General features: G+C 71.5%; 22 protein-coding genes. 15 read left to right on the forward strand and 7 right to left on the reverse strand.

The genetic code is table 11. The features are described 5' to 3' along the window. Nucleotides 1-32 precede the first annotated feature (32 nt). A complete protein-coding gene (locus tag RM704_RS16125) occupies nt 33-1,505 on the reverse strand; it encodes a PH domain-containing protein (protein ID WP_438828919.1) in 1,473 nt (490 codons plus the stop codon). Further along, nucleotides 1,502-2,008: a PH domain-containing protein gene (locus RM704_RS16130; protein WP_033524708.1), complete on the reverse strand. Its 507-nt coding sequence runs from the start codon at nt 2,006-2,008 to the stop codon at nt 1,502-1,504. Before RM704_RS16130 ends, RM704_RS16125 begins: the two co-directional genes overlap by 4 nt. 31 nt (nt 2,009-2,039) lie before the next feature. Between RM704_RS16130 and RM704_RS16135 the strand changes: the two genes are divergently transcribed. After that, entirely contained in the window at nt 2,040-3,200 is a 1,161-nt protein-coding gene (locus tag RM704_RS16135) for an NADH-quinone oxidoreductase subunit D (protein WP_033524709.1), read from the forward strand. A gap of 20 nt (nt 3,201-3,220) precedes the next feature. Here the strand turns inward: RM704_RS16135 and RM704_RS16140 are convergent, their stop codons facing one another. Then, complete coding sequence (locus RM704_RS16140) at nt 3,221-4,201, reverse strand: SAM-dependent methyltransferase (protein WP_033524710.1); 981 nt, start codon at nt 4,199-4,201, stop codon at nt 3,221-3,223. A 118-nt stretch (nt 4,202-4,319) separates the two neighbouring features. Here RM704_RS16140 and RM704_RS16145 point away from each other — a divergent pair, with 118 nt between their 5' ends. Together RM704_RS16145 and RM704_RS16150 are read left to right on the forward strand one after the other, a co-directional pair. Beyond that, nucleotides 4,320-5,522, forward strand: coding sequence for a sensor histidine kinase (locus tag RM704_RS16145; RefSeq protein ID WP_033524711.1), 1,203 nt, complete (start codon nt 4,320-4,322; stop codon nt 5,520-5,522). A gap of 143 nt (nt 5,523-5,665) precedes the next feature. Next, entirely contained in the window at nt 5,666-6,337 is a 672-nt protein-coding gene (locus tag RM704_RS16150) for a response regulator transcription factor (protein ID WP_033524712.1), read from the forward strand. Between the two features lie 72 nt (nt 6,338-6,409). On the opposite strand, the gene RM704_RS16155 is transcribed toward RM704_RS16150, so the two are convergent. After that, the gene (locus RM704_RS16155) at nt 6,410-7,531 is read right to left on the reverse strand and encodes a DUF5937 family protein (RefSeq protein WP_033524713.1); all 1,122 of its coding nucleotides are present in this window, start codon (nt 7,529-7,531) and stop codon (nt 6,410-6,412) included. A 97-nt stretch (nt 7,532-7,628) separates the two neighbouring features. Further along, nucleotides 7,629-8,777: a threonine aldolase family protein gene (locus RM704_RS16160; protein WP_033524714.1), complete on the reverse strand. Its 1,149-nt coding sequence runs from the start codon at nt 8,775-8,777 to the stop codon at nt 7,629-7,631. A 208-nt stretch (nt 8,778-8,985) separates the two neighbouring features. Here RM704_RS16160 and RM704_RS16165 point away from each other — a divergent pair, with 208 nt between their 5' ends. The 10 genes from RM704_RS16165 (at nt 8,986) to RM704_RS16210 (ending at nt 17,282) form a co-directional block, all read left to right on the forward strand. Then, a complete protein-coding gene (locus RM704_RS16165) occupies nt 8,986-9,942 on the forward strand; it encodes a Rossmann-like and DUF2520 domain-containing protein (protein WP_033524715.1) in 957 nt (318 codons plus the stop codon). Next, on the forward strand, nt 9,939-10,931 hold the full coding sequence (panC, locus tag RM704_RS16170; protein ID WP_033524716.1) for a pantoate--beta-alanine ligase: 993 nt from the start codon (nt 9,939-9,941) through the stop codon (nt 10,929-10,931). The genes RM704_RS16165 and panC overlap by 4 nt, the downstream gene beginning before the upstream one ends. Continuing rightward, entirely contained in the window at nt 10,928-12,643 is a 1,716-nt protein-coding gene (locus RM704_RS16175; RefSeq protein ID WP_033524717.1) for an L-aspartate oxidase, read from the forward strand. The genes panC and RM704_RS16175 overlap by 4 nt, the downstream gene beginning before the upstream one ends. Before the next feature lie 5 nt (nt 12,644-12,648). After that, on the forward strand, nt 12,649-13,632 hold the full coding sequence (gene nadC / locus RM704_RS16180) for a carboxylating nicotinate-nucleotide diphosphorylase (protein ID WP_033524718.1): 984 nt from the start codon (nt 12,649-12,651) through the stop codon (nt 13,630-13,632). 15 nt (nt 13,633-13,647) lie between these two features. After that, the gene (locus tag RM704_RS16185; RefSeq protein ID WP_033524719.1) at nt 13,648-14,445 is read left to right on the forward strand and encodes a type III pantothenate kinase; all 798 of its coding nucleotides are present in this window, start codon (nt 13,648-13,650) and stop codon (nt 14,443-14,445) included. Nucleotides 14,446-14,626: 181 nt separating this feature from the next. Next, a complete protein-coding gene (locus RM704_RS16190; RefSeq protein ID WP_033524720.1) occupies nt 14,627-15,310 on the forward strand; it encodes a hypothetical protein in 684 nt (227 codons plus the stop codon). A 19-nt stretch (nt 15,311-15,329) separates the two neighbouring features. After that, nucleotides 15,330-15,521 (forward strand): hypothetical protein, encoded by a 192-nt coding sequence (locus RM704_RS16195; protein ID WP_033524721.1) that lies wholly within the window; start codon nt 15,330-15,332, stop codon nt 15,519-15,521. A gap of 128 nt (nt 15,522-15,649) precedes the next feature. Further along, complete coding sequence (locus tag RM704_RS16200) at nt 15,650-16,111, forward strand: BlaI/MecI/CopY family transcriptional regulator (protein ID WP_438828920.1); 462 nt, start codon at nt 15,650-15,652, stop codon at nt 16,109-16,111. Between the two features lie 9 nt (nt 16,112-16,120). Continuing rightward, on the forward strand, nt 16,121-16,654 hold the full coding sequence (locus RM704_RS16205; RefSeq protein WP_033524723.1) for an amino-acid N-acetyltransferase: 534 nt from the start codon (nt 16,121-16,123) through the stop codon (nt 16,652-16,654). A gap of 292 nt (nt 16,655-16,946) precedes the next feature. Continuing rightward, complete coding sequence (locus RM704_RS16210; protein ID WP_033524724.1) at nt 16,947-17,282, forward strand: histone-like nucleoid-structuring protein Lsr2; 336 nt, start codon at nt 16,947-16,949, stop codon at nt 17,280-17,282. Here RM704_RS16210 and RM704_RS16215 read toward each other — a convergent pair. After that, nucleotides 17,261-17,917, reverse strand: coding sequence for an SCO3374 family protein (locus tag RM704_RS16215; RefSeq protein ID WP_033524725.1), 657 nt, complete (start codon nt 17,915-17,917; stop codon nt 17,261-17,263). The genes RM704_RS16210 and RM704_RS16215 overlap by 22 nt on opposite strands. A 430-nt stretch (nt 17,918-18,347) precedes the next feature. On the opposite strand from RM704_RS16215, the gene RM704_RS16220 reads away from it, so the two are divergent. Further along, complete coding sequence (locus tag RM704_RS16220; protein WP_033524726.1) at nt 18,348-20,873, forward strand: ATP-dependent Clp protease ATP-binding subunit; 2,526 nt, start codon at nt 18,348-18,350, stop codon at nt 20,871-20,873. Between the two features lie 456 nt (nt 20,874-21,329). After that, nucleotides 21,330-21,932 (forward strand): M23 family metallopeptidase, encoded by a 603-nt coding sequence (locus RM704_RS16225; protein WP_192829526.1) that lies wholly within the window; start codon nt 21,330-21,332, stop codon nt 21,930-21,932. A 47-nt stretch (nt 21,933-21,979) separates the two neighbouring features. Here the strand turns inward: RM704_RS16225 and RM704_RS16230 are convergent, their stop codons facing one another. Then, the gene (locus tag RM704_RS16230) at nt 21,980-22,606 is read right to left on the reverse strand and encodes a TetR/AcrR family transcriptional regulator (RefSeq protein ID WP_033524728.1); all 627 of its coding nucleotides are present in this window, start codon (nt 22,604-22,606) and stop codon (nt 21,980-21,982) included. Nucleotides 22,607-22,719 lie beyond the last annotated feature (113 nt).

Below are 22,719 nucleotides of genomic sequence, written 5' to 3' on the forward strand. Positions count from 1 at the left end.
GCCCTGGTGGCGAGACGGACCCCTGACGCGCCCTACGCCATCCACCGGTCCGGCAGCGCCTCCCGCCGTCCCGTCCGTGACCGTTCCGCCTGGGCCCGCAGCAGGGCCGCCGCCTCGCCCGCGTCGCGCAGTCGCGCCGTCACCGTCTTGTTGGCGCCGGTGTCGACGTGGACATCGGCGAGCCCCTTGTACCGCTTCCAGGGCCCCTGTGACAGCCGTACGCTCTGCACCTTCGCATGCGGGACGAGGTCGAGCCGGCGCCGCAGCAGCCCGTGCCGCGCCGCGAACACCGCGTCGCTGACGGCCAGGCCGTACCCCCGCCACCACCACGGCACGCACCACCGCGCCCGCCCCGGCGGCCGTACGAGGGCCGTCGCGTCCGGCACGCTCACCCCCGGCAGCACCCGCGCGATGACCGACCCGGCCACCTCACGCGGCGCGACGGGCAGGAGAACGGAGTTGGTCGAGCCCGCCACGTCCAGCTCGACCCGGACCCACCCGCGGCGCCGCCACAGCAGCGGTTCGACGACGCGCACGGTCTGCACGCGGCCGGGCGGGACCGTCTCGTGGGACCGGTCGAGGAGCCCGTGGTCGATGCGGAGCCCGTCGGGGGAGTCGCCGACCGTCCAGTCGTACTCCCCGACGAACCGCCCCACGCTGCTCGCCCCGGCCGCGCCGAGCAGCGGCAGCGCGGTCGCGAGCACGGTCCACACGCTCTCCGTGGCGAACCACAGCACGGACGGCACGACGACCGCGGCCACGAGGGTCCACCAGGTCGCGCCGGTCAGGACGAGGGACATGGCCAGCACGCCCGCCGGCACCCTCAGCAACTGCCGTACGGGCGCCTCGCCGACCTCGTGCGCGGTGTCCGGCGCGAAACCGGCCGCGCGGGCCAGGAGTTCGGCCCGCAGAGCGCCGGCGTGCGCCTCGCCGAGATAGGCCAGCTCGTCCTTCTTGTCGGTGCCGACGACGTCGAGTTTGAGTTTGGCGACGCCCGCGATCCGGGCCAGCAGCGGGCGGGTGACGTCGATGGCCTGAATGCGTTCGAGACGGATGTGGGCGGTGCGGCGGAACACCAGTCCGGTACGGATGCGCAGTTCGCTGTCGGTCACCGCGAAGTGGGTGAACCACCAGGTCAGGAAGCCATAGAGGGCGGCGGCCGGAACGAACACCGCGAGCCCGATCCACAGGGTCGTCGTGTCGAGCCGCATCAGCTGCCGCTGCGCGCCGTCCGGATCGTGCACCCCCCACCCGATCAGCACCGCCACCGGTGCCCAGGCGCGCCGCAACGGCGTCACCGGGTGCAGCCGATGCTCGACGACCGGTTTCTCCGCCCCCGCGGCGCCGTCCACCGGTACGGCCTCCGCTCCTGCCGGGCCGTCCACCGGTATGGCCTCCGCCCCCGCCACGGCGTCCGCCCGTCCGGTCTCGTCCCTCACCGCGCCGTCCGCCGGTGCCGAGCCGTCCCCCAGCGCGCCGTCCGCGTCCTGTGCCGTCACCGTCACAGCCCTGCCGATCGGGCTTCGCCCAGCTGGGTGAGGTGGTCGCGCAGCCGTTCGGCCTCGGCCGGGTCGAGGCCCGGGATGCGGGCGTCCGTGGCTGCCGCGGCCGTGTGCAGCTGCACGCTCGCCAGGTTGAAGTGCCGCTCGACGGGACCGGAGGTCACCTCGACCAGCTGCATGCGCCCGTACGGCACGACGGTCTCCTCGCGCCAGAGCACACCCCGGCTGATCAACAGGTCGTCGGCCCGTTCGGCGTACCGCCACGACCGCCAGTTGCGGCCCAGCATCGGCCACCCCCAGAGCAGCAGTCCCAGGGGCAGGAGCGCGAACGCCGCCCAGGGCGGCCCCGCCAGCCAGCCCGGCAGGACGGCCGTACCGACGGTGATCGGCACCAGCCACACCGCCAGCAACAGCCGCCTCATCCGCAGCAGCCCGGGCGGCAGTCCCGTCCAGACCGGCTCGTCCCCCGCGCGCTCGGCGCCGTCCTCCAAGGTCCCCGTCTCCATTCCGCCAGCGTACGTACGACAGACTGTGTCCATGACTCCCCCGACGGAGACCCGAGAGACGACGGTCGGTATCGGCGGTGCCGCCGAGAGCACGGACATGGTGCTGAACATCGGTCCGCAGCATCCGTCCACGCACGGTGTGCTGCGGCTGCGGCTGGTCCTCGACGGTGAGCGCATCCAGCACGCCGAGCCGGTCATCGGCTATATGCACCGGGGTGCGGAGAAACTCTTCGAGGCGCGTGACTACCGCCAGATCATCATGCTCGCCAATCGCCACGACTGGCTCTCCGCCTTCTCCAACGAACTCGGCGTCGTCCTCGGCGTCGAACGCATGCTCGGTATGGAGGTCCCCGAGCGGGCGGTCTGGATGCGCACGCTCCTCGCCGAGCTGAACCGGGTCCTGAACCACTTGATGTTCCTCGGCTCGTATCCGTTGGAGCTCGGCGGCATCACCCCGGTGTTCTACGCCTTCCGGGAGCGCGAGGAGCTCCAGAACGTCATGGAGGAGATCTCCGGCGGGCGGATGCACTACATGTTCAACCGGGTGGGCGGTCTGAAGGAGGACCTGCCGGCGGGGTGGACCGCACGCGCGCGTGCGGCCGTCGCCGACGTCCGCTCCCGTATGGACGTCTTCGACGACCTGGTGCTCGGCAACGAGATCTTCCGGGGCCGCACCCGGGACGTGGGCGTCCTCTCCCCTCAGGCCGTGCACGCGTACGGGGTCAGCGGCCCCATCGCCCGCGCCTCCGGCGTCGACTTCGACCTGCGGCGCGACGAGCCGTATCTGGCGTACGGCGAGCTCCAGGACGTCCTTCGGGTCGTCACCCGGGACGAGGGCGACTGCCTCGCCCGCTTCGAGTGCCTGCTGGAGCAGACCCACAACTCCCTCGCCCTCGCCGACGCCTGTCTGGACCGTCTGGCCGACCTCCCGCCCGGTCCCGTCAACCAGCGCCTGCCGAAGGTCCTCAAGGCCCCCGAGGGGCACACCTACGCCTGGACCGAGAACCCCCTCGGCATCAACGGCTACTACCTCGTCAGCAAGGGCGAGAAGACCCCCTACCGCCTCAAGCTCCGCTCCGCCTCGTACAACAACATCCAGGCCCTCACGGAACTGCTGCCGGGGACGCTGGTGGCCGACATGGTGGCGATCCTGGGCTCGCTGTTCTTCGTGGTGGGCGACATCGACAAGTAGGGCGGGCCCTGGGCGGGTCCCTAGGGGGCCTCGCGGGCGAGCGGGTCCGGGATCCCGACCGGCTGCAGCAGCCAGCCGAAGTCGCCCAGGCCCCCCGGAGCGGTCAGCTCGGCGGCCTCGCCCGCGCCCGCGAGGGCCCGTACGTACGCCGCCGGGTCGGTGGTCGCCAGGGAGAGCGGTGGACGGCCGCCGGTGACCCCGAGGGCGCGCAGGGCCTCCCGCTGGGTGAGCAGCCGGGCGCCCGGCAGCGCGCACGCGTCCAGGGCCACATGCGCGGTGATGTCGCACGACCCGTCCGGGACCGGCGTGGTCTCCCGTCCGTCCCGGAATCCGGTGAGCGTCCCGAAGGGGGGCCGGGAGCCGGCGAGGTGCGCGTAGTCGACGGCGACGGCGAGGCCCCGCCCGACGCCCGCGACGGCGGCGGCCCACGCCCGGTCCCGGGGCAGCCCGACCTCGGCCCGCAGCCCCTCCTCCGGGGCGAGTGGCCACCACCGGTCCAGCCACTCGGCCTCGGCCCCGCCGACGGGCGCCCCCAGCGTCTCGGCGCCGTCCTCCCGTACGAGCACCAGCCGTGCCACGCCCGCCGCGTCCACCTCGACGACCTCCACGGGCACGTTGTCCAGCCATTCGTTGGCGAACAGCAGCCCCGAGACCCCCTTCGGCGGCTCGGCGGCCCACTCGATGCGGTGATCCAGACCAGGGGGCCGGTCGGCCAGTTCGACGGCGTACGCGCGCGTGCGGGACGACACCTCGGCGGGGAGCGCGTCCACGACCCCGCTCACCAGCTCGCCGCGCCCGGCCCCCAGGTCCACGAAGGCCAGCTCGCCGGGCCGCCCCAACGCCTCGTCCACCCGGCACAGCAGCCGCGCCACGGCGGCCGCGTAGAGGGGCGAGGCGTGCACGGAGGTCCGGAAGTGTCCGGCGGGCCCTTCCGGCCGCAGATAGAAGCCGTGGGGCCCGTAGAGGGCCTCCTGGGCCGCGGTCAGCCAGGAGCGCGTCATCACGCCAGGCTAAGCGGAACGGCTAACGCCGCCTCCACCTTGGGGAGTACATGCCCCAGTCATGGATCGGCCCTCCGGTTGACCCGGGCACACCGCCCGCTTCCCTACGCTGGGTTACGTGCAGCGCCTCTATGACTTCCTCCGCCGACACCCGACATGGGTCGACAGCTTCTGGGCCGTCGTCCTGCTCGCGGTGACGCTGGTCGGCGGAGCGATCGATCCGGACTACGAGACCGACACGAACGAGACCGCGTTCGTGGTGATCTCGCTGGTGCTCTGTCTGTCGATCGCCCTGCGCCGCCGTATGCCCGAGAAGATGCTGATGCTGGCCGCCGCGGCGGGCATCGCGCAGCTGATCCTCGACGTGCCGAGAATCCCGGCCGACTTCGCGATGCTCGTGGTCATCTACACGGTCGCGGCGAACGGCGCCCGCTGGGCCTCCTGGTTCGCCCTGGGCGGCGGCCTGTGCGCGGCGTCGCTGGGACAGCTGCGCTGGACCGTGGAGGACACGAGCACGATGGGCAACGCGGTGCTCGCGCTGTTCCTGACCGTGCCCTTCGCCCTGGCCTGGGTGCTCGGCGACTCGCTGCGCACCCGCCGCGCGTACTTCGCGCAGCTGGAGGAGCGCGCCGCCCGCCTGGAGAAGGAGCGTGAGGCGCAGGCCAAGGTCGCGGTCGCCGCCGAGCGCGCCCGGATCGCCCGTGAACTGCACGACGTGGTCGCGCACAACGTGTCCGTGATGGTCGTCCAGGCCGACGGTGCCGCGTACGTCCTCGACGCGGCCCCCGACCAGGCGAAGAAGGCCCTGGAGACGATCTCCTCCACCGGCCGCCAGGCACTCGCCGAGATGCGCCGGCTGCTGGGCGTGCTGCGCACCGGTGAGCACAAGGAGGTCGGCGAGTACGTACCGCAGCCCGACGTCGACCAGATCGACGACCTGGTCGAGCAGTGCCGGGTGGCCGGGCTGCCCGTCGACTTCAAGATCGAGGGCACCCCGCGCCCGCTGCCCAGCGGGGTGGAGCTGACGGCGTACCGCATCGTGCAGGAGGCCCTCACCAACACCCGCAAGCACGGCGGACCGAACGCCGGTGCGAGTGTCCGGCTGGTCTACTTCGACGACGGCCTCGGTCTGCTCGTCGAGGACGACGGCAAGGGCGCGCCCCACGAGCTGTACGAGGAGGGCGGCGCCGACGGCCAGGGGCACGGCCTCATCGGGATGCGGGAGCGCGTCGGTATGGTCGGCGGCACGCTGGACGCGGGCCCCCGCCCCGGCGGCGGCTTCCGGATCAGCGCCCTGCTGCCCCTGAAACCCGCGCTCTGACACGGTGACACGGTCGTGCCGGCGGCTGACACCTGTGGACGCCGACATCCGACCCGTGGCATCCGACCTGTGACACCTGGCTTGTGTATCCGACCTGTGTATCTGACATACGACATCTGAATCTGTGGACGGAAGAGGACCCGATGGCGATCCGCGTAATGCTCGTCGACGACCAGGTGCTGCTGCGCACCGGGTTCCGGATGGTGCTGGCGGCCCAGCCGGACATGGAGGTCGTGGCGGAGGCGGGCGACGGCGTCGAGGCCCTCCAGGTCGTACGGTCGACCGAGGTGGACGTGGTCCTCATGGACGTCCGGATGCCGAAGCTGGACGGCGTCGAGGCCACCCGGCGTATCTGCGCGGAGCCCGACCCGCCCAAGGTGCTCATCCTGACGACCTTCGATCTCGACGAGTACGCCTTCTCCGGGCTGAAGGCGGGCGCGTCCGGCTTCATGCTCAAGGACGTGCCGCCCGGTGAACTGCTCGCCGCGATCCGTGCCGTGCACAGCGGCGACGCCGTCGTCGCGCCGTCCACCACGCGGCGCCTGCTCGACCGGTTCGCCCCGATGCTCCCGAGCACCGGCACGGAACCCAAGCACAAGGAGCTGGAGCGCCTCACGGAACGCGAGCGCGAGGTCATGATCCTCGTCGCCCAGGGCCTCTCCAACGGCGAGATCGCCGCCCGCCTCGTCCTCTCCGAGGCCACGGTGAAGACCCACGTCGGCCGCATCCTCACCAAGCTGGGCCTACGGGACCGCGTCCAGGTGGTCGTCCTGGCGTACGAGACCGGGCTGGTGCGGGCGGGCGGCCACGGCTGAGGCGGGCGGCCACGGCTGGGGTGGGCCGCGTGCGCCGAGGCGGTCGGCGTACGGCACGACCGGCTCGGCCGGTCACCTGAGCAGTCCCTCCAGGAAGTCGCTCCCCAGCCGGGCCACCACCGCCACGTCCAGCTGGTGGAGCACGTACCGGCCCCGGCGGCGCGTCGTCAGGAGGCCTGCCTTCTTGAGCACGGCCAGGTGCCGGGATATCTCCGGCGGGGTCATGCCGAGCATCTGGGCCAGCTCTCCCGTGGTGTTCGCGCTGCGGGCCAGATTGCGGCACAGGCGCATACGGACGGGGTGGGCCAGCGCCGTCATGCGCAGCGCGAGCTGCTCGACCGTGAGCGGGGCGGCGGGCTCGGCGGCGCTCACGGGGTACTGGATCACCGGCTGCCACCCGAACCGGTGCAGGACGGTGAGATGGGGCCGGCCCAGACTGGTCGGCACGAGCAGCAGGCCGCCGTCACCCGTGTGCGTACGGCCCTCGATCAGCTTGTCCACCACGATCCGCCCCGCCGCCCCGCCCACGCCGTCCAGGGTCAGGGAGGGCGACACGGCACCCAACGCCTCGGCGAGCCCCTTGTGCCGCAGCAGCTCGCTCTTGTGGCGGGCGTCCGCCGCGAGCGGGTGGCACAGCCGCGACCAGGTCTCCGCGAAGAAGGCCGCGTCGCAGTCCTCCAGGAACTGCCGCAGCCAGGCCCGCACCCCGGGCGGGTCCGCCAGCAGCCGCCGGGCGAACCGCAGTTGCAGCGGGCCGCGCGCGGCCGCCAGCTCCAGGGCGCGGCGCCGCATCTCCGCGTCCGCCAGCGGGCCGGGGCGCCGCGAGTCGTACGCGTACCCGGGGGAGCAGACGAACTCCAGCCCCGCGTCGACGAACTGGTCGTCCGTCAGTTTGTCCAGCAGATCGAGGTCGTCGGCGAGCGTCGTGCCGGGGAGGGTGTCCCGGCCGGGGATCCCGGCGCAGGGCATGAACAGGTCCGAGAACGACGTACGCCACAGGAAGTCCGCCTCGGACATCCGGTCGGCGAGATGCGCGTCGAGCCGAGCGGTCACCCCCGTCACCCAGCCCTGGAGGCCCGGGTGGTGGCCGGGCTCCGACAGCACGTGCAGCGCCATGCCGAGCTCGGCCAGCGGCGAGGGCACGACGGCCACCTTCTCCCGCCGCAGCCCGGTGATGTCGATGCGCACACTCATGCCCCCATGGTCCCCCCGACCACTGACACCGCCCCTGCCACCACCTACGTCACCCGGCCGACGTCCCGTCCGGCGGGCCCGTCGGGCCTGTTCGGACCTATTCGCGGGCCACCTTCTCCACCAGAGACACGAAGTCCGCCACGGCCCCGCGGACGTCGTCCGCCGTCCACTCCAGCGCCGCGGCCCGCACCTCGATCTCCGTGACGGCCAGCCCCGGCCCGCCCCGGTCCCACGCGCGGGCGAAGAGCAGCGCGTCGGTCTGCTCGCCCTGCCGGACCGCGGCCTCCGCGGCCACGTCGACCTCGTACGGCAGCCAGACCTGGAACTCGTGGGTGTGGGGCTCCTCGGGATGCACCCGGGCCCAAGGCACCCCCGCCGCGGCGAACCCCTCGCGCAGCGCGGCGGCGACCACGCGCGCGTGGCGGACGTACTCCGGCAGCCGGGGCAACTCGCGCTCCAGGCCGACGAGGGCCGACAGGGCGGTGGGGAACTGCTGGAAGAGCTGCCCGCCGTACCGGTGCCGCCAGGCCTTCGCCTCCTCGATCAGCGCGGCGGGGCCGGCGATCGCGGCACCGCCGTAGGCCCCGAGCGACTTGTAGTACGACACGTAGACGCTGTCGGCGAGGGCCGCGATCTCGTCGACGGTGCGGCCGAAGTGAGCGGTGGACTCCCACAGCCGGGCCCCGTCGAAGTGGACCACCGCCTCCCGCGTGCGTGCCGCCCCGGTGACCTCCTCCAGCTCCTCCCAGGAGGGGAGCAGGAACCCGGCCTCCCGGAGGGGCAGTTCGAGCATCAGCGTCCCGAAGGGCTCTTCGAGACCGCGTACCTCCTCGGCGGTCGGCTGTCTCGGCTCGCTGGTCAGCCGCACCGGACGCAACCCGCTGACCTGGCTGAACGCATGTCGCTCGTGCATCTCGGGGTGGGAGAGGGCGTGCAGGGCGACGGCCGGGTTCCCGGTGCGGGCCGCCCAGCAGCGCAGCGCCACCTGCTGGGCCATCGTGCCGGTCGGGAAGAACGCGGCCGCCTCCGTGCCGAGCAGCGCGGCGGTCCGCTCCTCCAGCGTCTCGACGACCCCGTTGCCGTACATGTCGGCGGTCCGGTCCAGGTCGTACACGTCTCCGGCCGCGTCCAGCAGCGCCAGGCGCTCCCGCACCGTCGCCAGCGCACTCGTCCGGGCCAGCACCCGCTCGGCCGCCCGATGGGCGACCTGCCGCCGCTCGTACCGCTTCACCGCCGCTTCGCTCATCCTGGGATCATCTCCCCGGACCGTCCGGCCCGGCACCCGATTTCGCGCCGGGCGGCCCACGACCCCGGACGGTCGACGCGACCTGCGCGAACGAGCCGCGACCGCCCACAGCCTGTGGACAACCGGACGCCGCTCGAACCAATCGCGTTAACATGACGAGAAATCGTCCGGTACCCAGAGCGGACTGGAACGGGAAGGCCACCACCGAGTGAGTACATTCCAGCAGCCAGAGCCGAAGGACCGCCCCGCGCGGCTCACCGTCGGTGTCGTCGGCGCCGGCCGGGTCGGCCCCGCGCTGGCGGCGTCGCTCCAGCTGGCGGGTCATCGGCCGGTGGCCGTGTCCGGCGTCTCCGACGCCTCCCGGCGGCGGGCGGCCGAGCTGCTGCCCGACGTCCCGCTGATGTCCCCCGCCGATGTGCTGGGCCACGCCGACCTGGTCCTGCTGACCGTCCCCGACGACGCCCTGCCGGGGCTGGTCGAGGGCCTCGCGGAGACCGGTTCCGTACGGCCGGGGCAACTCCTCGTGCACACCTCCGGGCGGTACGGCGCGAAGGTGCTGGACCCGGCGCTGCGGGCCGGGGCGCTGCCACTGGCGCTGCACCCCGCGATGACGTTCACGGGGACCGCGGTCGACGTGCAGCGGCTCGCCGGGTGCTCCTTCGGGGTCACCGCCCCGGACGAGCTGCGGATGGCCGCCGAGGCGCTGGTGATCGAGATGGGCGGCGAGCCCGAGTGGATCGCCGAGGAGAACCGCCCGCTCTACCACGCGGCCCTCGCCCTGGGTGCCAACCACCTGGTGACCCTGGTCGCCCAGTCCATGGAGCTGCTGCGCACGGCCGGGGTCACCGCCCCCGACCGCATGCTCGGCCCGCTGCTCGGCGCCGCCCTGGACAACGCCCTCAGGTCGGGCGACGCGGCCCTCACCGGCCCCGTCGCGCGCGGGGACGCGGGCACGGTCGCCGCCCACGTCGCCGAGCTGCGCGCGCACGCCCCGGCCACCGTCGCCGGATATCTGGCGATGGCCCGCGCGACCGCCGACCGGGCCCTCGCCCACGGCCTGCTCAAGCCGGAGCTGGCCGAGGACCTGCTCGGGGTGCTCGCGGGCGGCCTGGACCGCACCGCCGGAGCGGGCGGGACCGACGGGACCGAAGGGGACGCCCGATGACGATCACCGTGCTGCGCACCGCCGACGAACTGCACGCACGCGCGCGTGCGGGACGCCGCGCCGTCGTGATGACCATGGGCGCCCTGCACGAGGGGCACGCCACCCTGATCCGCACCGCGCGCGAGATCGCCGGCGGCACGGGCGAGGTCGTCGTGACCGTCTTCGTCAACCCCCTCCAGTTCGGCGCCGGCGAGGACCTCGACCGCTATCCGCGCACCCTGGACGCCGACGTCAAGCTCGCCGAACAGTCGGGCGCCGACGTGGTGTTCGCCCCGTCCGTGGAGGAGGTCTACCCGGGCGGCGAACCCCAGGTCCGGATCACCGCCGGCCCCATGGGGGAACGCCTGGAGGGCGCCTCCCGCCCCGGGCACTTCGACGGCATGCTCACCGTCGTCGCCAAGCTCCTCCACCTCACCCGCCCCGACGTGGCGCTCTACGGCCAGAAGGACGCCCAGCAGCTCGCCCTGATCCGCCGCATGGTCCGGGACCTGAACTTCGGCATGGAGATCGTGGGCGTCCCGACGGTCCGCGAGGCCGACGGCCTGGCCCTGTCCAGCCGCAACCGGTACCTGTCCACCGAGGAGCGCCGCACCGCCCTGGCGCTCTCCCAGGCACTGTTCGCCGGCCGCGACCGGCACGCCGCGCAGGAGGCGCTGCGCGCACGTGCCCGCGAGGTGCCCGCCACCCGCGCGCGTGCCGAGGCCCTGAGCGCGATCGGCGAGTCCCGCGCGGCCGCCGACGCGCACGCCATGGCCAAGTCGGCCCCCGGCGGCCCGGCCGCCGTCCGCGCCGCCGCCCGGCTGGTCCTCGACGAGGCCCTGCGCATGAAGCCGCCGATCGTCCTGGACTACCTGGCCCTGGTCGACCCGTCCGACTTCACCGACATCCCCGACGACTTCACCGGTGAAGCCGTCCTCGCCGTCGCGGCCCGGGTGGGGACGACCCGGCTGATCGACAACATCCCCCTGACCTTCGGAGCCGCCTCGTGACCAGCACAGGCATACGACTGCACGCGCCCGCACCGGGCTGGTCCATCGACGCCGACGTCGTGGTCGTCGGTTCGGGCGTGGCCGGCCTCACCGCCGCGCTGCGCTGCGAGGCCGCCGGCCTGCGCACGGTCGTCGTCACCAAGGCCCGCCTCGACGACGGCTCCACCCGCTGGGCCCAGGGCGGCATCGCCGCGGCCCTCGGCGAGGGTGACACCCCCGAGCAGCACCAGGACGACACCCTGGTGGCAGGCGCGGGCCTGTGCGACGAGGAGGCCGTACGGCTCCTCGTCACCGAGGGACCCGACGCCGTACGCCGGCTGATTGCGACCGGCGCCCACTTCGACGAGTCGGAGGAGGGTGGCCTGGAGCTGACCCGCGAGGGCGGCCACCACCGCCGTCGCATCGCCCACGCGGGCGGCGACGCCACCGGCGCGGAGATCTCCCGGGCCCTCGTCGAGGCCGTACGCGCGCGTGGCGTGCGGACCGTGGAGAACGCGCTCGTCCTGGACCTGCTGACGGACGCCGACGGCCGCACCGCCGGAGTCACCCTGCACGTCATGGGCGAGGGCCAGCACGACGGCGTGGGAGCCGTGCACGCCCCCGCGGTCGTCCTCGCGACGGGCGGCATGGGCCAGGTCTTCTCGGCGACCACCAACCCGTCGGTGTCGACGGGCGACGGCGTGGCCCTCGCCCTGCGCGCGGGCGCGGAGGTCTCCGACCTCGAATTCGTGCAGTTCCACCCGACCGTGCTGTTCCTCGGCGCGGACGCGGAGGGCCAGCAGCCCCTGGTCTCCGAGGCCGTGCGCGGCGAGGGCGCCCACCTGGTCGACGCCGACGGCACCCGCTTCATGCTCGGCCAGCACGAACTGGCCGAGCTGGCGCCCCGGGACATCGTCGCCAAGGGCATCATGCGCCGCATGCAGGAACAGGGCGCCGAACACATGTACCTGGATGCCCGGCACTTCGGCGCGCACATGTGGGAGCACCGCTTCCCGACGATCCTCGCCGCCTGCCGCGCCCACGGCCTCGACCCGGTCACCGAGCCCATCCCGGTCGCCCCGGCCGCCCACTACGCCTCCGGCGGCGTCCGCACCGACTCCCACGGCCGCACCACCGTGCCCGGCCTGTACGCCTGCGGAGAGGTCGCCTGCACCGGCGTCCACGGCGCCAACCGGCTCGCCTCCAACTCCCTCCTGGAGGGCCTGGTCTACGCCGAGCGCATCGTCGCCGACATCGCCTCGGCCCACGCCGAGAACGGCCTCCACGCGCGCGTGCCCCAGCCCGTCCCGCACGCGGAGCAGCCCGCGCACCCGCTGCTCGCCCCGGAGATACGGTTCGCGATCCAGCGGACCATGACCGAGGGCGCCGGCGTACTGCGCTCCGAGGCGTCCCTGGCCACCGCCGCGGCGGCCCTGGACCGACTGCACGCCCAGGCCCGCGACGCCCTCGCCGAGAACGGCAAGACGGCCGAGCCCGGCGTCGACACCTGGGAGACCACCAACCTCCTGTGCGTGGCCCGTGTCCTGGTCGCCGCCGCCCGGCTGCGCGAGGAGACCCGCGGCTGCCACTGGCGCGAGGACCGCGCCGAGCGCGACGACACGGCTTGGCGCCGCCACATCGTCGTACGGCTGAATCCGGACCGGACACTCGCCGTACACACCACGGATACCGCAGACTTCCCCCCGACCCGGCAGCACCAGCAGGAGCAGTGACAGACGTGAGCACTCCCGACCTTCCCCTCGCCCAGAGCGGCGGCTGCGGCGACGGCTGCGCCTGCGGCGCGGACGACGGCCTCAGCGAGGAATACCTGGAGTGCGGGCTCGATCCCGCGCTCGCCCAGCTCCTGGCCGACGCCGGACTCGACCCCGTGGAGGTCGAGGACATCGCCAACGTCGCCATCCAGGAGGACCTCGACCACGGCGTGGACGTGACCACGGTCGCCACGATCCCCGAGGACGCGCGTGCCACCGCCGACTTCACCGCCCGCGAGGGCGGCGTCGTGGCGGGTCTGAGAGTCGCCGAGGCGGTCCTCTCGGTGGCCTGCTCCGACGAGTTCGAGGTCGAGCGGCACGTCGACGACGGCGACCGCGTCGAGGCCGGCCAGAAACTCCTCAGCGTCACCGGCGCCACCCGCGACCTGCTCACCGCCGAGCGCAGCGCCCTGAACCTGCTGTGCCGTCTCTCCGGCATCGCGACCGCCACGCGCGCGTGGGCGGACGCCCTGGAGGGCACGAAGGCGAAGGTGCGCGACACCCGCAAGACGACGCCGGGGCTGCGTGCCCTGGAGAAGTTCGCGGTCCGCTGCGGCGGCGGGATCAACCACCGTATGTCCCTGTCGGACGCGGCCCTCGTCAAGGACAACCACGTCGTCGCCGCGGGCGGGGTCGCCCAGGCCTTCGAGGCCGTGCGCCAGATGTTCCCCGAGGTGCCCATCGAGGTCGAGGTCGACACCCTGCACCAGCTGCGCGAGGTCGTCGACGCGGGCGCCGATCTGATCCTCCTGGACAACTTCACCCCGCTCGAGTGCGAGGAGGCCGTCTCGATCGTCGACGGCCGCGCCCTCCTGGAGGCCTCGGGCCGGCTCACCCTCACCAACGCGAAGGCGTACGCGGACACGGGCGTCGACTTCCTGGCCGTCGGGGCCCTGACCCACTCGTCCCCGATCCTGGACGTCGGCCTCGATCTGCGCGCGGCCGAGTAGGGACGGGGACGGGCCATGCTGCTGACGATCGACGTGGGCAACACCCACACCGTCCTCGGTCTGTTCGACGGCGAGGACATCGTCGAACACTGGCGCATCTCCACGGACGCGCGCCGCACCGCCGACGAACTGGCGGTCCTCCTCCAGGGCCTCATGGGCATGCACCCGCTGCTCGGCGAGGAACTGGGCGACGGCATCGACGGCATCGCGATCTGCGCCACCGTCCCGTCGGTGCTGCACGAGCTGCGCGAGGTGACCCGCCGCTACTACGGCGACGTCCCCGCGGTCCTCGTCGAGCCGGGGGTGAAGACGGGCGTCCCGATCCTCACCGACAACCCGAAGGAGGTCGGCGCCGACCGCATCATCAACGCCGTCGCCGCCGTCGAGCTGTACGGCGGGCCGGCCGTGGTGGTGGACTTCGGTACGGCGACCACGTTCGACGCGGTCAGCGCCCGCGGCGAGTACGTCGGCGGTGTCATCGCGCCCGGTATCGAGATCTCCGTCGAGGCGCTCGGCGTCAAGGGCGCCCAGCTCCGCAAGATCGAGGTCGCCCGGCCGCGCAGCGTCATCGGCAAGAACACGGTCGAGGCCATGCAGTCCGGGATCGTGTACGGGTTCGCCGGGCAGGTCGACGGTGTGGTCGGCCGGATGGTCCGCGAACTCGCCGACGACCCCGCCGAGGTGACGGTCATCGCGACGGGCGGGCTGGCGCCCATGGTGCTGGGGGAGTCCTCGGTGATCGACGAGCACGAGCCGTGGCTCACGCTGATCGGGCTGCGCCTGGTCTACGAACGGAACGTGTCCCGCCTCTGAGACCCTTCCTGTCCCCCGGGGGGCCGGGAAGGGCCGGGCCGCCGGGGCGGCGGGCGCCAAGAAACGGGGAAAGGCCGCCACGTGGGTGGTCCCGTCGCGCCACGCCCCCTCATCACATCTGTTTTGTCTGATTAGCGCGTATCGTCGCCGCATGCCCACGCCCCACGGAACCCGCGGCGGCATGGCGTTCGGCGCTGAGGAGCTGCGTGTGCTCCGTCGTGCCCTCGCCCTCGCCCTCAACCCCAGCCCCGTCTCGGCGGAGGAGGTGCAGGACTGCCTCCGGCTCGCCGAGTCCGTCGACGAGGCGACCCGCGAGGACGCCCGTCTGAGAGCGTTCCTGCTGGCCGACCTCGCTCGGTACCGGGCCGCGCTCCCCGGCACGGTCACGGGCTACGCGGCGCTCCTGACGGAGGCCCTGGACGCCGGGTACCACCCCCACCCGGACGACCTCGCCGCGCTGCGCGCCCTGCGCGGCAACCCCACCGCCGCGTCGCTCCTGGAGCGCTGCCGCCCGCTGGTCGCACAGGACGTGCGCGCCCGTTTCGCGGGGCGCGCGGCCACCTCGGCCGTCGTCGTCCCCGCCTCCCGTTCCGCCTCGGGCCGCTCGTGGCTCCGGCTCACCGCGCTCCCCGGGGGTCTGGCGGAGGAGGACACCCACGCGCGCGCCGCCGGAGAGCCCGCCCGGCCCAAGCCCGCCCGGCCGTCCCGGCCCGCCGAGCCCGCCGACAAGCCCGGTCCGGTGCCCCGCCCCGACGCCCCGCGCCCGGCCCGCCGGCCCATTCCCACCCCCGGCGAGGTCTTCCCGCCCAAGCGGAAACCGGCCGCCCCGCCCGCGAACCCGCCCCAGCAGCTGGCCGCCGTCTAGCCCTGGCTACCCTGGACGCATGGACTACGTCTCCGCGCTGCTGCCCCCCTTCGTGATGGCCGTGCTGTTCATCAGCGTCATCCGGGTGATCGTGAAGACCCAGGGCGGCCCCAACAAGGCCAAGGAGGACGCGGTGGTCGACGCGGCCCTCGCCCGCGCGGAGAACGCCCGCCAGGCCGGCGACCGCGACTCCCGGGGCCCCGGCGCCTGACCCGCACCGCTCCGCCCCATCGGCGTACGACTCGTGTGTTTTTCGAGTCGTACGCCCTTTTTGTTCCATCTCTCCGGATAGTGTGCGGAACTGTGCCTCGCCCATTGGGAGAACTCGAAGACGCGGTCATGACGCGGGTGTGGAAGTGGAACCGCCCGGTGACAGTTCGGGAAGTCCTGGAAGACCTCCAGCGGGAACGGTCCATCGCGTACACCACCGTGATGACCGTTCTGGACAATCTCCATCAGAAGGGCTGGGTGCGCCGGGAGGCGGAGGGTCGGGCCTATCGATATGAGGCGGTCTCCACTCGTGCCGCCTACGCGGCCGCCCTCATGAACGAAGCCTGGTCGCAGAGCGACAACCCCGCCGCCGCGCTCGTGGCCTTCTTCGGGATGATGAGCGAGGAACAGCGACAGGCGCTCACCGACGCCGTACGCATCGTGCAGGGCCCGGCCCCCGCCAAACCCGAACCCGCCGAGCCCGCCGCGCCCGTGCTCGAAACCCCTGTTGAAACCGCCGGCGAATCCGCCGAATCGTCCGGCGAAACACAGGGCACCCCCGGCGAATCACCGGATGTACCCGGGCGATAGCGTCCGCTCATGCCAGCAACGCCTCCCGAAGCCACCTCAAAAGCCATCACCGTCAGGCGGGCTCGGACCAGCGATGTCCCACACGTGCGCGACCTCCTCGACTCCTACGTCCAGCGCCGCATCCTGCTCGACAAAGCGACCGTCACGCTTTACGAGGACATCCAGGAGTTCTGGGTCGCGGAACGGGACGACAACGCCCAGGTCGTCGGCTGCGGTGCGCTGCACGTCATGTGGGAAGACCTCGCGGAAGTCCGCACTCTCGCGGTGAACCCGGACGCCAAGGGTCTCGGTGTCGGTCACCAGTTGCTGGAGAAGTTGCTGCACACCGCTCGCTGGCTGGGTGTTCGACGGGTTTTCTGTCTCACCTTCGAAGTCGAGTTCTTCGCGAAGCACGGCTTCGTGGAGATCGGCGAGACTCCCGTGGACACCGATGTCTACGCGGAGCTGCTGCGTTCCTATGACGAGGGCGTCGCGGAGTTCCTCGGTCTCGAACGAGTGAAACCGAACACCTTGGGCAACAGCCGGATGCTTCTGCATCTGTGATCGCCGACGAGACCAATTTCGTCGAGGCGTTCCCATGAGACGTTCCGGGGTGAGCTTCCGGTGAGGGTCGCCTTGCCCACGGGGCCTATGTCCGAAACGCACATGTTTCCGGTCTTCCCCGGGCTCTCGTCCTCTCCGGGGTCTCTCCCCGGTCTCTCCCAGGGGTTTGTGTTTTTCCTGGAAAAGCGGTTTGCTTTCCGACGTACTGCAGTACTGCATATAACAGGGGACGTGAAACAGCGGCGCTCGCCGCAGGCCCTCGGCCCTGAAGTTATCGATGAAAGGAAATCCGGTGGCACAGAAGGTTCAGGTCCTTCTTGTCGACGACCTCGACGGCGGCGAGGCGGACGAGACCGTGACGTTCGCGCTGGACGGCAAGACGTACGAGATCGACCTCACGACCGCCAACGCGGACAAGCTTCGTGGCCTTCTCGACCCCTACGTCAAGGGTGGTCGGCGTACCGGAGGCCGTGCTGCGGGAGGGCGTGGCAAGGCCCGTGCCGCTTCCGGCGGCAGCCAGGACACCGCGGCCATCCGCGCCTGGGCGAAGGAGAACGGCTACGAGGTCAACGACCGCGGTCGCGTCCCCGCCTCCATCCGCGAGGCCTACGAGAAGGCCAACGGCTGAGATTCCGACGGCCCGGTGCTCGCGCGCCGCAGCCGGACGCGGTGGCAGTGCGTCGCCACCGTGTCCACCACTCGCACGAGGTCGGGGGCGCCCCCACCGCCCCCCAACGCCGACATGCTCGGCAGCGAGGGTTCGACCTCGCACTCCGGCTCGGGGGGCCGCAGCCACTCGGCGGCCCCCTGTGAACCCGCCTCCCGGCGCATGCCCCCACGCTTTCCGGCCCCGTCCGGTGGCGCCGGCGCCACCACGTGACCGCCCGTTCCGACGGCAGTGAGGTCCAGGTCGAGGCCGCCCCAGTCCAGCCACCGCAACAGCCCCGGCAACTCCTCCGCACTCCCGGCCGCGACCAGCAGCAGCATCCGCCCGCCCCACAGCGCCACCGGTGAACCCGGACCGGGCACCGGCCCCAGGTGCCGCAGCGCCGCGGCCCCCGCTTCCACCGGTACGTCGAGCACATCGAACCGCAGGCCCGTAATGAGATGTACGGGCGTCCCGGGCACGGTCGCCCAGCCGAGATCGTTCTCGTACCACCACCGCACCGCGTCGGACGGGGTCTCACCCGGGACATCGCGCGAGGCGGCGGCCGAGGAAGAGCTCGGGTCGAGCGGTCGGCGGGGAAGGGGGACGATGGCCATGTCAGGAGCAACCGGGCGAAGAGGCCCAGAGTTACGCTGGGTTTCCGTGCGGATGCGGAGAGTTCCGGGAAAGGGGGCGTTCCCCAGTGTGCGGTGACGCAAGGATGTTCGCCCTTAGCGGAGGGAACCGGTGCATCCGGCATGGAGTGTCAGTGCCTACGGGTAAGACATCCCTAGTGGGAGGGGGCGACACGCAGGAAAGGCCGTCTCACGTTCGCCATCGGCGTACTGATGGTGGGGGTAACTGCCTGGCCTGCGGGAACATCGTCTCGCACCATCGGGTTGGAGCAGATGTCGGCGTTCGGGGTCAGGAGGCCAAGGACGGTGTCGGCAGTTGGAATGAGCGGTCCCCGCTTGCGGGACTAAGCTGCGGAAGGACAGCGAGGGGAGCGTCCCCTCACTGCCTGACCGCTCTGAGGAGCGATTAACGATGTTCGAGAGGTTCACCGACCGCGCGCGGCGGGTTGTCGTCCTGGCTCAGGAAGAAGCCCGGATGCTCAACCACAACTACATCGGCACCGAGCACATCCTCCTGGGCCTGATCCATGAGGGTGAGGGTGTCGCCGCTAAGGCCCTGGAGAGCCTCGGGATTTCGCTCGAGGCGGTCCGCCAGCAGGTGGAGGAGATCATCGGGCAGGGGCAGCAGGCCCCGTCCGGCCACATCCCCTTCACCCCCCGTGCCAAGAAGGTCCTGGAGCTGTCGCTCCGCGAGGCCCTTCAGCTGGGCCACAACTACATCGGCACGGAGCACATCCTGCTCGGCCTGATCCGTGAGGGCGAGGGCGTCGCCGCCCAGGTCCTGGTCAAGCTGGGCGCAGATCTCAACCGGGTGCGGCAGCAGGTCATCCAGCTGCTCTCCGGTTACCAGGGCAAGGAGACCGCCACGGCCGGCGGCCCCGCCGAGGGCACGCCCTCCACGTCCCTGGTCCTCGACCAGTTCGGACGGAACCTCACCCAGGCCGCTCGTGAGTCCAAGCTCGACCCGGTCATCGGGCGCGAGAAGGAGATCGAGCGGGTCATGCAGGTGCTGTCCCGCCGTACCAAGAACAACCCGGTCCTGATCGGTGAGCCCGGCGTCGGCAAGACCGCCGTCGTGGAGGGCCTCGCCCAGGCCATCGTCAAGGGCGAGGTGCCCGAGACCCTCAAGGACAAGCACCTCTACACCCTCGACCTCGGCGCGCTGGTCGCCGGCTCCCGCTACCGCGGTGACTTCGAGGAGCGCCTGAAGAAGGTGCTCAAGGAGATCCGCACCCGCGGCGACATCATCCTGTTCATCGACGAGCTGCACACGCTGGTCGGTGCGGGTGCCGCCGAGGGCGCCATCGACGCGGCTTCCATCCTGAAGCCCATGCTGGCCCGCGGTGAGCTGCAGACCATCGGCGCCACCACGCTGGACGAGTACCGCAAGCACCTGGAGAAGGACGCGGCCCTGGAGCGCCGTTTCCAGCCCATCCAGGTCGCCGAGCCCTCGCTCCCGCACACCATCGAGATCCTCAAGGGTCTCCGCGACCGGTACGAGGCGCACCACCGTGTCTCGATCACGGACGAGGCCCTGGTGCAGGCGGCGACGCTCGCCGACCGGTACATCTCGGACCGCTTCCTGCCGGACAAGGCGATCGACCTGATCGACGAGGCCGGTTCCCGGATGCGCATCCGCCGGATGACCGCGCCGCCGGACCTCCGCGAGTTCGACGAGAAGATCGCCGGTGTCCGCCGGGACAAGGAGTCCGCGATCGACTCGCAGGACTTCGAGAAGGCCGCCTCCCTCCGCGACAAGGAGAAGCAGCTCCTGGCCGCCAAGGCCAAGCGGGAGAAGGAGTGGAAGGCCGGCGACATGGACGTCGTCGCCGAGGTCGACGGCGAGCTGATCGCCGAGGTCCTCGCGACCGCCACCGGCATCCCGGTCTTCAAGCTGACCGAGGAGGAGTCCTCGCGTCTGCTGCGCATGGAGGACGAGCTCCACAAGCGGGTCATCGGCCAGGTCGACGCCGTCAAGGCGCTGTCGAAGGCGATCCGTCGTACGCGTGCGGGCCTCAAGGACCCGAAGCGTCCCGGTGGTTCGTTCATCTTCGCCGGCCCGTCCGGTGTCGGTAAGACCGAGCTGTCCAAGGCGCTCGCCGAGTTCCTCTTCGGCGACGAGGACGCGCTGATCTCCCTCGACATGTCGGAGTTCAGCGAGAAGCACACGGTCTCCCGGCTCTTCGGCTCGCCCCCCGGCTACGTGGGCTACGAAGAGGGCGGCCAGCTGACCGAGAAGGTCCGCCGCAAGCCGTTCTCCGTCGTCCTCTTCGACGAGGTCGAGAAGGCCCACCCGGACATCTTCAACTCGCTGCTGCAGATCCTGGAGGACGGTCGTCTGACCGACTCCCAGGGCCGGGTCGTGGACTTCAAGAACACGGTCATCATCATGACGACCAACCTCGGCACCCGGGACATCTCCAAGGGCTTCAACCTGGGCTTCGCGGCCTCGGGCGACAAGAAGACCAACTACGAGCGCATGAAGAACAAGGTCTCGGACGAGCTCAAGCAGCACTTCCGGCCCGAGTTCCTCAACCGTGTCGACGACGTCGTCGTCTTCCCGCAGCTCACGCAGGACGACATCCTCGCGATCGTCGACCTGATGATCGGCAAGGTCGACGAGCGCCTGAAGGACCGGGACATGGGCATCGAGCTCTCCCAGTCCGCCAAGGAACTGCTGTCCAAGAAGGGGTACGACCCCGTGCTGGGCGCCCGGCCGCTGCGCCGGACCATCCAGCGCGAGATCGAGGACACCCTCTCCGAGAAGATCCTCTTCGGCGAGCTGCGCCCCGGCCACATCGTGGTCGTGGACACCGAGGGCGAGGGCGAGACCCAGATCTTCACCTTCCGGGGTGAGGAGAAGGCGGCCCTGCCGGACGTGCCGCCGATCGAGCAGGCGGCCGGCGGTGCGGGACCGAACCTGAGCAAGGACGCGTAACCGCCGCGCTCGGCCTGAGCGAGCAGAAGGGGCTGCCCCGGGACTTCGGTCCCGGGGCAGCCTCTTTTTCGCGTCGGAAATGAGTGATGCGGGCCTCGTAGTCGGCGTCACATTCCCGAGTTCTTTCCGGCCGATACCGGTGACGTGCCGCACAGGTCATTTGTCCGGTACTAGATGGAATAGTGGCGAACGATTGGCGGGCAAAACGGACATTAAGGCCTAGTGGTCACGGATTCGGGTCGTGCTGTGCAGGTGAGGGGCGGTTTGGGGGTGGGTGTCAATGAGAGGGGGGATTTCTGTAGAGCTACGACGTTCGGTCGTAGGTCACACGTTTGGGGGGTTTCGGGGGGTCGGGGTACCAATGTGTCGTCCCGTTCGGCGGCCGCAGATGTGCGCCGGGTGGGATGCGTGTCCACCGAGGCACGTTCCCTGTCTCCGTCCCCCGTGAGGTACTCCATGTCGCAGCGTGTTCGCACTCCCCGTTCCCGTACGTCCCAGCTCCGTGTCCGTGCCGCCGTGGCGGCCGTGGGTGTGGGTGTCTCGGGTGTGCTGGGGGCCGGGGTCGCGGCCGCCGCCGGTGGTGCCCAGGCCACGAGCGCCGGCACCGCCACCGTCCAGACCGCCGCCGCCAAGAAGGCGGCCTCCTGGGTCAGCCCCGTCAAGGGCTACAAGCTGAGCGCGCGGTTCGCGCAGGCCGGCAACATGTGGTCCGCGAAGCACAGCGGCCAGGACTTCGCCGTCAAGAGCGGTACGGCCGTCGCCGCGGCGCACGGCGGCACCGTCGTGAAGGCCGGCGGCAACGGTGCCGGTGACGGCCCGGCGTACGGCAACGCCGTCGTCATCAAGCACGGCAACGGAACGTTCTCGCAGTACGCCCACCTGTCGAAGGTGAACGTGAAGGCCGGGCAGGTCGTCAAGACCGGGCAGCGCATCGCCCTCTCCGGCAACACCGGTAACTCCAGCGGGCCGCACCTGCACTTCGAGATCCGTACGACCGCCACCTACGGCTCGGCCATCGACCCGGTCGCCTTCCTGCGCACCAAGGGCGTCAGCATCTGAGCCGAGTTCCCGAGAGCTTTCGAGGGCCTGCCCGGATCCGGCGGGCCTCAGGAGCCAGAGCTCTGGGTGCCGGCGTGCGCCTGAGTCACCAGATCGATCGCGACCTCCAGGACGGCCTTGCGCTTCTCCTCGGGGTCGCCTTCGACGTCCCGGAGGACGAACATGCCGGCGTGCATCGTGAACAGGGCGCTCGTGCAGCGGACCTGGTCGGTCAGGGCGGCGTCCGGTTCCTTGATGGTGTCGATCAGCCGGATCATGCGGTCCTTGAACGTCTCTCCGACGCTCAGCTCGCGCACCGCCGCCTGGTTCTCCTGCATGAAGCGGAAGAGGGGGGCGACGTCGGCCAGGGCCACGCTGTAGCGGCGCAGGATCTCCCGCTTGGTGTCGAGGGTGCGCGGCTGGGTGCCCGCCCACTCGATCAGTTCGTCGATCGGGCGCTGCAGATCCTGGAAGAGGCCGATGAGGATGTCTTCCTTGGTCTTGAAGTGGTAGTACAGCGCAGCCTTCGTCACGTCGAGACGTTCGGCGATCTCCCGCAGCGAGGTCTTCTCGTAGCCCTGCTCGGCGAAGAGCTCGAGGGCGACGTCCTGGATGCGCTGGCGGGTGTCACCGCGACGCTGCCGCTTCGGCGCCGCGTTCGTCGCGCCCGTCGCGTCCTGTGTCGTGCCGCTCATCCTCGTACTCCTCGCCGCTCGGACGGCCCTGGTCGGTCAAGCCTCGGCCAAGCCCATCACGCTTACTTGACGCCCGGCTAGTTAGGGGCCTAGTTTCCCTCAGTGTAAACAAC

The sequence above is a fragment of the Streptomyces gottesmaniae genome, assembly GCF_031845845.1.
GTDB classification, from domain to species: domain Bacteria; phylum Actinomycetota; class Actinomycetes; order Streptomycetales; family Streptomycetaceae; genus Streptomyces; species Streptomyces akebiae.

Coding starts and splice junctions, on each gene's coding strand:
- RM704_RS16130 (WP_033524708.1), bottom strand. CDS start 2,008: ATGGAGACGGGGACCTTGGAGGACGGCGCCGAGCGCGCGGGGGACGAG.
- RM704_RS16200 (WP_438828920.1), top strand. CDS start 15,650: ATGACGCGGGTGTGGAAGTGGAACCGCCCGGTGACAGTTCGGGAAGTC.
- RM704_RS16220 (WP_033524726.1), top strand. CDS start 18,348: ATGTTCGAGAGGTTCACCGACCGCGCGCGGCGGGTTGTCGTCCTGGCT.
- RM704_RS16155 (WP_033524713.1), bottom strand. CDS start 7,531: ATGAGTGTGCGCATCGACATCACCGGGCTGCGGCGGGAGAAGGTGGCC.
- RM704_RS16160 (WP_033524714.1), bottom strand. CDS start 8,777: ATGAGCGAAGCGGCGGTGAAGCGGTACGAGCGGCGGCAGGTCGCCCAT.
- RM704_RS16230 (WP_033524728.1), bottom strand. CDS start 22,606: ATGAGCGGCACGACACAGGACGCGACGGGCGCGACGAACGCGGCGCCG.
- RM704_RS16215 (WP_033524725.1), bottom strand. CDS start 17,917: ATGGCCATCGTCCCCCTTCCCCGCCGACCGCTCGACCCGAGCTCTTCC.
- RM704_RS16150 (WP_033524712.1), top strand. CDS start 5,666: ATGGCGATCCGCGTAATGCTCGTCGACGACCAGGTGCTGCTGCGCACC.
- RM704_RS16205 (WP_033524723.1), top strand. CDS start 16,121: ATGCCAGCAACGCCTCCCGAAGCCACCTCAAAAGCCATCACCGTCAGG.
- RM704_RS16185 (WP_033524719.1), top strand. CDS start 13,648: ATGCTGCTGACGATCGACGTGGGCAACACCCACACCGTCCTCGGTCTG.
- RM704_RS16190 (WP_033524720.1), top strand. CDS start 14,627: ATGGCGTTCGGCGCTGAGGAGCTGCGTGTGCTCCGTCGTGCCCTCGCC.
- RM704_RS16195 (WP_033524721.1), top strand. CDS start 15,330: ATGGACTACGTCTCCGCGCTGCTGCCCCCCTTCGTGATGGCCGTGCTG.
- RM704_RS16140 (WP_033524710.1), bottom strand. CDS start 4,201: ATGACGCGCTCCTGGCTGACCGCGGCCCAGGAGGCCCTCTACGGGCCC.
- panC (WP_033524716.1), top strand. CDS start 9,939: ATGACGATCACCGTGCTGCGCACCGCCGACGAACTGCACGCACGCGCG.
- RM704_RS16135 (WP_033524709.1), top strand. CDS start 2,040: ATGACTCCCCCGACGGAGACCCGAGAGACGACGGTCGGTATCGGCGGT.
- RM704_RS16225 (WP_192829526.1), top strand. CDS start 21,330: ATGTCGCAGCGTGTTCGCACTCCCCGTTCCCGTACGTCCCAGCTCCGT.